The following is an 8,930-nucleotide window of genomic DNA, read 5'->3' as shown; positions in this document are numbered from 1 at the left end:
GGCCTGCGCGGCGGCGCGGCTCGCCTGAGCCGCGGTTCCGATGAATCGCGCCGCTAAATTATCAGCGACAGCAGCATCACGAAGCCGAAGCCGACAACGGAGATCAGCGTCTCCATGACGGACCACGTCTTGAAGGTCTGCCCGACGGTCAGACCGAAGAGCTCCTTTACCAGCCAGAAGCCTGCGTCGTTGACGTGGGAGAGGAAGAGCGAGCCCGCGCCGATGGCCAGGGCCAGCAGTGCGGCATGGGTCGGGGTCAGTGAACTGGCCAGCGGAGCCACGATGCCGGCTGCCGTCACCGTCGCTACTGTGGCGGAGCCGGTGGCCAGCCGCAGTGCGACGGCCACGATGAAGCCCAGCACCAGGACCGACATGTTGGTGCCTTCGGCCCACTTCTTGACGGCGTCGCCGACGCCCGCCCCGATCAGGGTCTGCTTGAAGCCGCCGCCGGCACCCACGATCAGCAGAATTGCCGCGATGGGGCCGAGGCTGGCGCCGACCTTGGACGTGATGCGGCTGCCGGTGAATCCCACGGCGTAACCGAAAGTGATGATCGCCAGCAGCACGGCCAGTGTCATGGCAACCAGGGGCTGGCCAACGAAGTCAAAGAAGATCCGGACCGGCGGTGCAGTCTTGGGATCGGGCCAGACGATGTCCACCACGGCTTTGAGTAGCATCAGCACCACCGGGAAGATGATGGTCAGCAGGGTGACAAGGAACGTGGGCTGGCGTTTGACGCCTTCCATGTCCGCGCCATGCTGGGTGTCGATGCCGCCGGCCACGGCGGGCGCACCCACCGGAACCCATTTCGCGGCGAGGCGTGAGAACAGCGGTCCGCAGATAATGACCGTGGGGATGGCAACGAGGATTCCCAGGGCCAGAGTGGTGCCGAGCTCTGCTTTGACGGCGCTGATCGCGATCAGGGGTCCGGGGTGCGGCGGCACCAGTCCGTGCAGCACTGAGAGCCCGGCCAGGGCGGGAATGGCGATGCGCATGAGCGGCATCTTGGAACGCTGCGTGACCAGGACGATCACGGGGAGCAGCAGCACAAGTCCGATTTCGAAGAACATCGGCAGGCCGATGATGACTGCCACCAGGGTGACGGACCAGACCACCTTGTTGCCGCTGGCCTTGTCCAGCAGCGTGTCCACCACGCGGTTGGCGCCGCCGGAGTCGGCCAGAAGCTTGCCGAGCATCGCGCCGAGGGCGATCAGCAGGCCGACTTCCTTCAGGACGCCGCCCACTCCGTCTTCGAAGTTGGAGATGACCTTGGCAAGTTCAACGCCCGAGGCAAGGCCCACGAAGGCCGAGCCGAGGACAAGCGCAAGGAAGGGGTGCAGCTTGAGTTTGGCGATCAGCACCACAATGAGTGCGATGCCGATTGCGGCGACCACCAGAAGCTGCGTGTCATGGCCGGTCCAGCCCTCGACGGCAGCAGGCAGCTGCATTGCTATTTGAGAATTCAAAGTATGGTTCCTAAGTGCGTAACGCTGGTCTATGGGGTCGCGGCGTCTGCCGCGTCCAGGTTGAGCCGCTCGATGATTTCCTGGGCTTCTTCCGACGGTGTGGCCGATACGCACAGGGAAATGTGGTTTTCGTCCGCCGTCGGCTCTTCCAGCGCATCAAACTGCGATTCGAGCAGCGCGGGAGGCATGAAGTGCCCGTGCCGCGATGCCAGGCGGTCGGAGATCTTTTCCTTGCTTCCCTGCAGGAAGACGAACACCACGCCCTCACCGCGCAGGGCGTCCCGGTAGCGCTTTTTTAGCGCGGAACAGGTGACGACGCCGGGGGTTCCGTCCTGCGTGTGCGCCCGGATCCATTCGGCGATGGATTCCAGCCACGGCCATCTGTCCTCATCGGTCAGCGGCTCACCGGCCTGCATTTTTGCGACGTTCGACGCCGGGTGCAGGTCGTCGCCTTCCGCCAGGTCCCATCCGAGCTTGCCGGCCAAGAGGCCGGCCACAGTTGATTTACCGGATCCTGAGACACCCATGATCACCAGTACCGGCTGCTGCGCAGTCTTCGCCATCAAAGTCTGCCTTCCTGAATAAATATGATTTAAACAGAGGCCAGCATATGACACGGGTTACACCCGGACAACCCTAGAACCCGGCGATGGTCCCGGAACCGTTGATTGTGACGACATGAAACGCCTCGGCACTGCGCCCGTCGGCCAAACCGGCCCGCGAGCCGGTACCCAGCATGAGGGCGCGGACTGTGCGGTCCATGGCATCCAGGTCCGGGTGCTGGCTGGCATGAACATGGATCGCCGCCAGCTTCTCCTCGACGTGTGCCGTGACGTCCACAAAATGGTTCTCCCGCTCCTCGGGTCCGGCAATCAGCCAGAGCCACGGCAGCTTGTAGGCTTCAAGGCCCGCCTCGGCCAGGTCCGGGTACGCGAAGGGGTTTTCCAGGGCCGGATAGACGGCGCGCGTTACGGCCTCGCCCACGGCGAGGTGGTCCGGATGGCTCTTCTGGATGCGGTTCCAGTTGCGTTCGGGATGCATGGAAAGCACGACGTCGGGCCGGATCTCCCGGATCAGCTTCACCACTCCCCTCATCACCTCGTGCGTCGGTTCCAGGTAGCCGTCCCGCTCGTGGAGATAGTGGATGTCGGTCACCCCGACCAGCGCAGCGGCCCGGCGTTGTTCCTCCGCCCGCATGGCCACGATCTGGTCGCGCTGCGCCGGGTCGAAACCGCCGGCGTCGCCGTCGGTCATGATGCAGTAACTGACCTCAACTCCTGCCGCGGTCCAGGCAGCGATCGTCCCGGCTGCGCCGAAGTCGATATCGTCCGGGTGGGCGGTAAAACAAAGGACCCGCTCAACCCGGTGGTGGTCCGGGTTGAACGGGCTCTTAGCCGTAGCATTGATGCTCAACTCATCAGCCTTTGCGCTTCTTGATCTCTTCGGTTGCCTGCGGAAGAACCTGGAAGAGGTCTCCGATGATGCCGAAATCGGCGATCTCGAAGACCGGTGATTCGGCATCCTTGTTGACGGCAACAATGACCTTGGCGGTCTGCATGCCGGCTTTCTGCTGGATGGCGCCGGAGATGCCGGCGGAAATGTAGAGCTGCGGGGAAACCGTCTTGCCGGTCTGGCCCACCTGCGCATCGTGGCCGATCCAGCCGGCATCTGTTGCGGCGCGGGACGCACCAACGGCGGCACCGAGGGCGTCGGCCAGTTCCTCAACCGGACCGAAATCGCCGTCGACGCCGCGTCCGCCTGCCACCACAATCCGGGCCTCGGTGAGGTCCGGACGGCCACTGGCCGGCTTGTCCGTGCGGCCGGTAATCCGGGCAGCGCCGGCCGAGGCGGACTCCGGCACGTCGACCGTGAGTACCTCCGGGCTTGCTGCTGCGCCTGCGGGTTCCGGCGTTACGCTGTTCGGCTTTACTGTCAGCACGGAGACTGCCGTAGTGGCCTTGGCCGTGGTCGTGTAGGAGCCCGCCAGCACCGACTTGTGCGCCGTGCCGTCCGGGTCCACTGCCACGACGTCGGTGATGACGCCGGCGCCAAGCTTGATGCCCAGCCGGGCTGCGATCTCCTTCCCGTCAAACGAGTTCTCCAGGAGCACTGTTGTGGCACCCGAGGCCGCAACGGCCCCGGCCAGGAATGCAGCCTTGGGGCCCACCAGGTAAGCGTCAAGGTCGTCGGACGAGGGCCGGAAGATGGCGGCGGCGCCGTGCGAACCGAAGGCGCCGGCGACGTCGTCGTTCAGTGGTCCGTTGACGGCGACTGCCGTTTCACCGAGCGTACGGGCGATCGTCAACAGTTCAAGGCTGCTCTTCTTGAGCGCCTGGCCGGGGTTGTCAATGAATACAAGTACTTTTGCCATGTCTGGAATCCTCTTAGAGCAGCTTCTGGGCGGCCAGGAACTCGACCAGCTTGATGCCGGCGTCGCCTTCGTCGGTGATGATGGTGCCGGCGGTGCGCGGCGGGCGGGCGGCTGCCGTCTGCACAGCGGTCCACGAACCGGCCTTGCCCACCTGTGCAGGGTCGACGCCGATCTCAGCGAGCGAGAGCGTGGTGATGGTCTTGCGCTTTGCAGCGATGATTCCCTTGAAGTTAGGGAAGCGCGGCTCGTTGATCTGGTCGGTAACCGACACGACGGCGGGCAGCGGTGCCTCGATGGTGTCATAGTGCGTGTCGCTGTCGCGCCGGGCGATGACGCGGCCGCCGTCCACTTCCAGTTCGGAGGCGAACGTGACCTGCGGGAGCCCGAGCCGCTCGGCCAGCTGCGCAGGAACGAGGGAGGTCTCGCCGTCGGTGGACGCCATGCCGGTCAGGACCAGGTCCACGGGGCTGTCTGCTCCAAGGTGGCGGACGGCTGCAGCCAGTGCCAGTGACGTCGCGGCTGCATCGGATCCGGCCAGCGCGTCGTCGCGGAGGTGGACGCCTTCGGTGGCGCCGATCTGGAGGGACTTCTTGATGGCATTGACGGCGCCGGCGGGACCCATGCTCAAAGCGATGACCTGGTTGCCGGCCTTTGCTCCGCCGCGGGCTTCTGTCAGCTGCAGCGCGGCTTCCAGGGCGTATTCGTCCAGCTCGGACAGGATGCTATCGGCGCGGTCCGTGGTGTTGTCCTCGGCGCTGAGGTGACGGTCCAATTGCGCGTCTGGTACATGCTTGACCAGAACGATGATCTTCAATGTCTCTTCCACTTTCTGTACAGCAGCCTTCCATGCTTGTGGATAGCCAGCCGGGTGAGGTTATGGCCGCGGATCTCCCCCGGGGTGCGGGTAGAACCAAGCTAACCATATAGCGGGGCGCCCGCGCCGTCCCGTTAAGGCCTGTGTCAGGCCGGCGCAGGACCGCGGCAGGCGGGCGCAGGACCGCGGCAGGCGGGCGCGGGACCGCGACGGCCGAGCAGCGGGGGGGGGGGGGGGGGGGGGGGGGGGGGCACCATGCAGGTGCCCCCGCCTCCGCTGTCGGGTGAATACGTGCCGCGCTGCCGGACGCGACGCCGGCAGTTACTGCTCCGCTGCCGCTCCGAGTGTCACGTCCACCTGCTGTTGCTGGCCGCCGCGCTGGAACGTGACCTTCACGGTCGCGCCCGCCGGCTGCTCCCGAACCGCTGCGGTCAACTGGTTGGGATCGCTGATGACGAGGTCGTTGAATTTCGTCACGACGTCGCCCACTTTCAGGCCGGCCTTGGCGGCGGCGGAGCCTGACTCCACGGTGGCCACTTCCGCACCCACCGAGAAGGACGAGCTTGAGGACGTGGAGGACTTCGACTTCACACTGACGCCGAACTGGCCGTGCGTGGCTTTGCCGTTGTCAATGATCTCCTGGGCAACACGCTTGGCGTTGTTGATCGGAACACTGAAGCCCACGCCGATGTTGCCGCTGGTGCTCGAGCTGGAATCGCCGCCCGCCGAGGCAATGGCCACGTTCACACCGATGACCTCACCCTTGCTGTTGACCAGGGCGCCGCCGGAGTTGCCGGGGTTAATGGCGGCGTCGGTCTGGATCACGTTAAGGGAGATGGATCCCTGGTTCGCGGAGTTCTGGCTTTGGCCGCCGTCCGGCGGGGCAAACTGGAAGCCGCCTTCGCCGTCGCTTTGGGAATCATCCGCGCCTTCCTTGGGCGCTGCCGATGAGGCCACGCTGATGGTCCGGTTCAGCGTGGAGACGATACCGTCGGTGACCGTTCCCGTCAGGCCCAGGGGCGAGCCGATGGCAATGGCGGTGTCACCAACGTTCAGCTTGCTGGAGTCACCAAGGGTTGCCGGCGTCAGCCCCGAGGCGTTGTCCACCTTGATCACTGCAAGGTCGCTGAGGGGGTCCGTGCCAACGATTTTCGCGGTGAGCACCCTGCCGTCACTCGTCCGGACTTCGATGGTGGCGCTGGCCGTCTTGCCGTCAAGGGTCACAACGTGGGTATTGGTCAGGATATGACCGTCGTCGTCGAGGATGATTCCCGAACCGGTGCCGCCGTCGCTGCCGCTCGTCGCTTTTATGGTCACCACGCTCGGGGAAGCCTTCAGCGAAGCGGCGGTAATGACGTTCACGTCATCTTTGTTGTTGACGATCACGGTGCTGGGCTGGCCGCCGGCGCTGCTGACGGCTGACGTGGAGCCGTTGCTGAGGAAAGCATCGCTGGCCGCCACCACTCCGCCGCCCACCAGGCCGGCGGCAAGAATGCTGGCCACCAGGGTTCCCACGCCAAAGGCCGCTTTCCGCTTCGGGGTGCTTGCAGGATCGGAGGCGTACATGCTGCCCGGGTGCTGGTGGCTGGCCTGGTAGGGGCCGCTGCCCTGCGGGGCGCCGGCACCGGAGTAGTTGCTGTGTCCCTGGTGGGCGTCATGCGGGGCGGAAGGGCCCGCCTGTTGGCCGTAGAAAGGCTGGTGCTGCGGATAGACGGGCTGCGGTGCACCGTCCCCGCCTGAATGTGGCTGACCGTCACGGAAGTGCGCATTTCGATCGTCGGACTGTGCCCGGTCGAGCCGGATAGTCGGGTTGTCCTGGGCGCTCGGGTTGCGCTGCGCATCAGGGTTTCCTTGGACTGAGTCTCCGGCTGGCCGCGCCGGTGCCTGCGGCTGCAGCGCGGACTGCTGCCGGGGCTCTGCATCCAGCGGTTGCGTGTCCGCGTGAGCAGGCTGCGCCGGCCAGCCCTCCCCGGGCTTTTCCGGACCCCTGTTCTCAGGCGATCCACCCTGTGCTGGGTTCTCAGTCATTAGACTTCCTTTCATCCTTGTCTGCCTTTAACTATGGACCCTCAGACTGGAGCTAAGGCGGACGTTGGCTGGGAGGTTGCTGAACGCCGTCGGAGTCCATTTTTTGCAGGTCCGGCAGGTGCTTTCAGCGCTTTTCGCTGGTGGCATATTCCCCGTTGTGGACGGGCAATTTGGTGCACCATAGAATCAAATGGAATTGCCACAGCGACCTGCGGCTTTACACATGCGTGGGGGCGCTGCTGCATTCTGTGACGACTGGCTCGGCCGAATCAGTCGCAGAAGTGCTGAAGGGTTGCACATGCGGTCTAATTTCAAACGTCTCCTCGCCGTGATCGGCCTTGCCGGGTTGCTGGCGGTTCCCGCCACCTCAGCCTGGGCCGAAGACCCGGTGACCATTCCGTCCGGCTCGAACATCGTGGACAACGCCAATGTTCTCGGAGGACGTAAGGCCGAAGTTCAGGAAGCAATCCAGAAGCTCCTGAAAGACCACAAGTACAACCTCTACGTGGTGACTGTGGACTCTTTCACAAACCCGGCCGATCCCGCGGCGTGGGCACAGAAAGTGGCAACGAACAAGAGCATGGGCAGGGCCGATGCCATTCTGGCGATAGCGGAAGAGGGTAAATTCAGCTTTGTACTGAACTCGGCAAGCCCCATTAAGTCCAAGCAGTCCAACATCAGCCAGAATGCCGTGACGGCGAACCTGGCCGGCGGCAAGAAGGACTATGCCCAGGCAGCCATCGACACCGCTGCGGCCATCGGAGACGCGGCAGGCGGCGGCAGCGGCACCGTTTCCTCAGGCGATGGCGCCGGAGCGGCCGTACTGGTCGGCACGGGTGTCGTCGTGGCGGGTGGCGCGGGCGCGTACCTGTACTTCAGGAACCGCCGGAAGAAGGCAGCCCTTGCGTCCAGTGCCAGCTATGGCCCGCAGGGTGCGGAGCTTGACCCGCTGGCCTCCCTGAGCGTGGACGAGCTGCGCAAAAAGAGCGGTTCGCTGCTTATTGAGGCCGATAACGCCATTAACTCGAGCGAGCAGGAACTGGGCTTCGCCCAGGCACAGTACGGCGATGCCGCCGTCGGGAACTTCACCAAGGCCCTGCAGGAAGCCAAGGGCCACATGTCCGAGTCGTTCAAACTGCAGCAGCAGCTCGACGACCACATCCCGGACACCGAAGAGCAGCAGCGGAGCTGGCTCGGCGAAATTATCCGCCGTTCCGAGGCTGCCCTGGCATCCCTCCAGGAACAAAAGGCAGACTTCGATTCGCTCCGTGAACTTGAGAAGAACGCCCCCCAGGCCCTTGCCGCGGTGAACGCCGGGGCCCAGGAAGCCGACGCCCGGATCGCCACGGCTGAACAAACCCTGACAACCCTGCGGGCCAAATACGCGGACAGCGCCCTTGTCCAGGTCTCGGACAACATCGGCCAGGCCAAGGAGCGGCTGGCTTTCGTGCAGAACGCCACGTCCACGGCCCAGGACAAGCTGGCCTCCGGAGAAGGCAGCCTGGCTGCAGTGGCCGTCCGTGCTGCGGAAGAGAGCCTGCACCAGACAAAAGTGTTGATCGATGCCATCACGAAGGTCTCCGGCAGCTTGGACGAGGCCCGCAACAGCCTCGAGGCCGCGGTGGTTGACACGTCACAGGACCTCGCGCAGGCCAAGGCGATGATCCAGTCCGGAGCCCATCCGGAACTTGCCGGGCCGGTGGCCGGAGTGGAAGCAGCCCTGGCGCAGGTCAAGGCGGAAATCCAGGGCGGCAAGATCGATCCGATTGCCACGTTGGAGCGGGTGGAAACGGCCCATCAGTCGCTGGACCAGTCCCTGACGGGCATCCGGGACCAGCAGGAACAGGCCCGCCGCGCACAGGCTTCGTTGCAGCAGACCATCATGTCGGCGCAGGCGCAGATCAGCGCCACCTCGGACTACATCACGGCGCGCCGCGGCGGAGTCGGGACCGAAGCGCGTACCCGCCTGGCCGAAGCCCAGCGGAACCTGGATTATGCCTTGTCCATCTCCCGCAATGATCCGGTCACGGCGCTGACGTACGCTCAGCAGGCCCACGCCCTGGCAGCCCAGGCCGCACAGCTCGCCCAGGGCGATGTGGACAGCTTCGGCTACGCAAACCAGGGCTACGGCCGCGGCGGCATGTTCGGTGGCGGAGGCGGTGGCGGACTCGGCGGTGCCATCCTCGGCGGCATCCTCATCAATTCCATCCTCAACGGAGGCAGCGGCGGCGGCTGGGGCGGCGGTCACAGC

At 65.0% G+C, this 8,930-nt stretch carries 7 protein-coding genes; 1 reads left to right on the top strand and 6 read right to left on the bottom strand.

All coding sequences use genetic code 11. The features are described 5' to 3' along the window. Window positions 1-53 precede the first annotated feature (53 nt). From AC07YR_RS17300 to AC07YR_RS17275, 6 genes are all read right to left on the bottom strand, one after another. On the bottom strand, window positions 54-1,448 hold the full coding sequence (locus AC07YR_RS17300) for a GntT/GntP/DsdX family permease (protein ID WP_055796551.1): 1,395 nt from the start codon (window positions 1,446-1,448) through the stop codon (window positions 54-56). Window positions 1,449-1,495: 47 nt separating this feature from the next. Further along, window positions 1,496-2,029: a gluconokinase gene (locus tag AC07YR_RS17295; RefSeq protein ID WP_055796554.1), complete on the bottom strand. Its 534-nt coding sequence runs from the start codon at window positions 2,027-2,029 to the stop codon at window positions 1,496-1,498. Window positions 2,030-2,102: 73 nt separating this feature from the next. Beyond that, window positions 2,103-2,879 (bottom strand): PIG-L deacetylase family protein, encoded by a 777-nt coding sequence (locus AC07YR_RS17290; protein ID WP_436058082.1) that lies wholly within the window; start codon window positions 2,877-2,879, stop codon window positions 2,103-2,105. 4 nt (window positions 2,880-2,883) lie between these two features. Next, the gene (locus AC07YR_RS17285) at window positions 2,884-3,837 is read right to left on the bottom strand and encodes an electron transfer flavoprotein subunit alpha/FixB family protein (protein WP_436058083.1); all 954 of its coding nucleotides are present in this window, start codon (window positions 3,835-3,837) and stop codon (window positions 2,884-2,886) included. 13 nt (window positions 3,838-3,850) lie between these two features. Further along, window positions 3,851-4,651 (bottom strand): electron transfer flavoprotein subunit beta/FixA family protein, encoded by an 801-nt coding sequence (locus AC07YR_RS17280; protein WP_055796563.1) that lies wholly within the window; start codon window positions 4,649-4,651, stop codon window positions 3,851-3,853. A gap of 321 nt (window positions 4,652-4,972) precedes the next feature. Further along, a complete protein-coding gene (locus AC07YR_RS17275) occupies window positions 4,973-6,679 on the bottom strand; it encodes a S1C family serine protease (RefSeq protein WP_436058084.1) in 1,707 nt (568 codons plus the stop codon). 298 nt (window positions 6,680-6,977) lie between these two features. Here AC07YR_RS17275 and AC07YR_RS17270 point away from each other — a divergent pair. Further along, a partial coding sequence (locus AC07YR_RS17270; protein ID WP_494734674.1) for a TPM domain-containing protein occupies window positions 6,978-8,930 on the top strand: 1,953 nt, incomplete at its 3' end.

It is taken from the genome of Arthrobacter sp. GW460-12-1-14-TSB2, from assembly GCF_059423525.1.
The sequence above is the reverse complement of the archived record's forward strand: the minus strand, read 5'-3'. Positions and strand labels throughout refer to the sequence as shown.

Bases quoted from the DNA above. Each gene is read 5' to 3' on its own strand.
- AC07YR_RS17285 (WP_436058083.1), bottom strand. From the start codon at position 3,837: ATGGCAAAAGTACTTGTATTCATTGACAACCCCGGCCAGGCGCTCAAG.
- AC07YR_RS17295 (WP_055796554.1), bottom strand. From the start codon at position 2,029: ATGGCGAAGACTGCGCAGCAGCCGGTACTGGTGATCATGGGTGTCTCA.
- AC07YR_RS17275 (WP_436058084.1), bottom strand. From the start codon at position 6,679: ATGACTGAGAACCCAGCACAGGGTGGATCGCCTGAGAACAGGGGTCCG.
- AC07YR_RS17300 (WP_055796551.1), bottom strand. From the start codon at position 1,448: ATGCAGCTGCCTGCTGCCGTCGAGGGCTGGACCGGCCATGACACGCAG.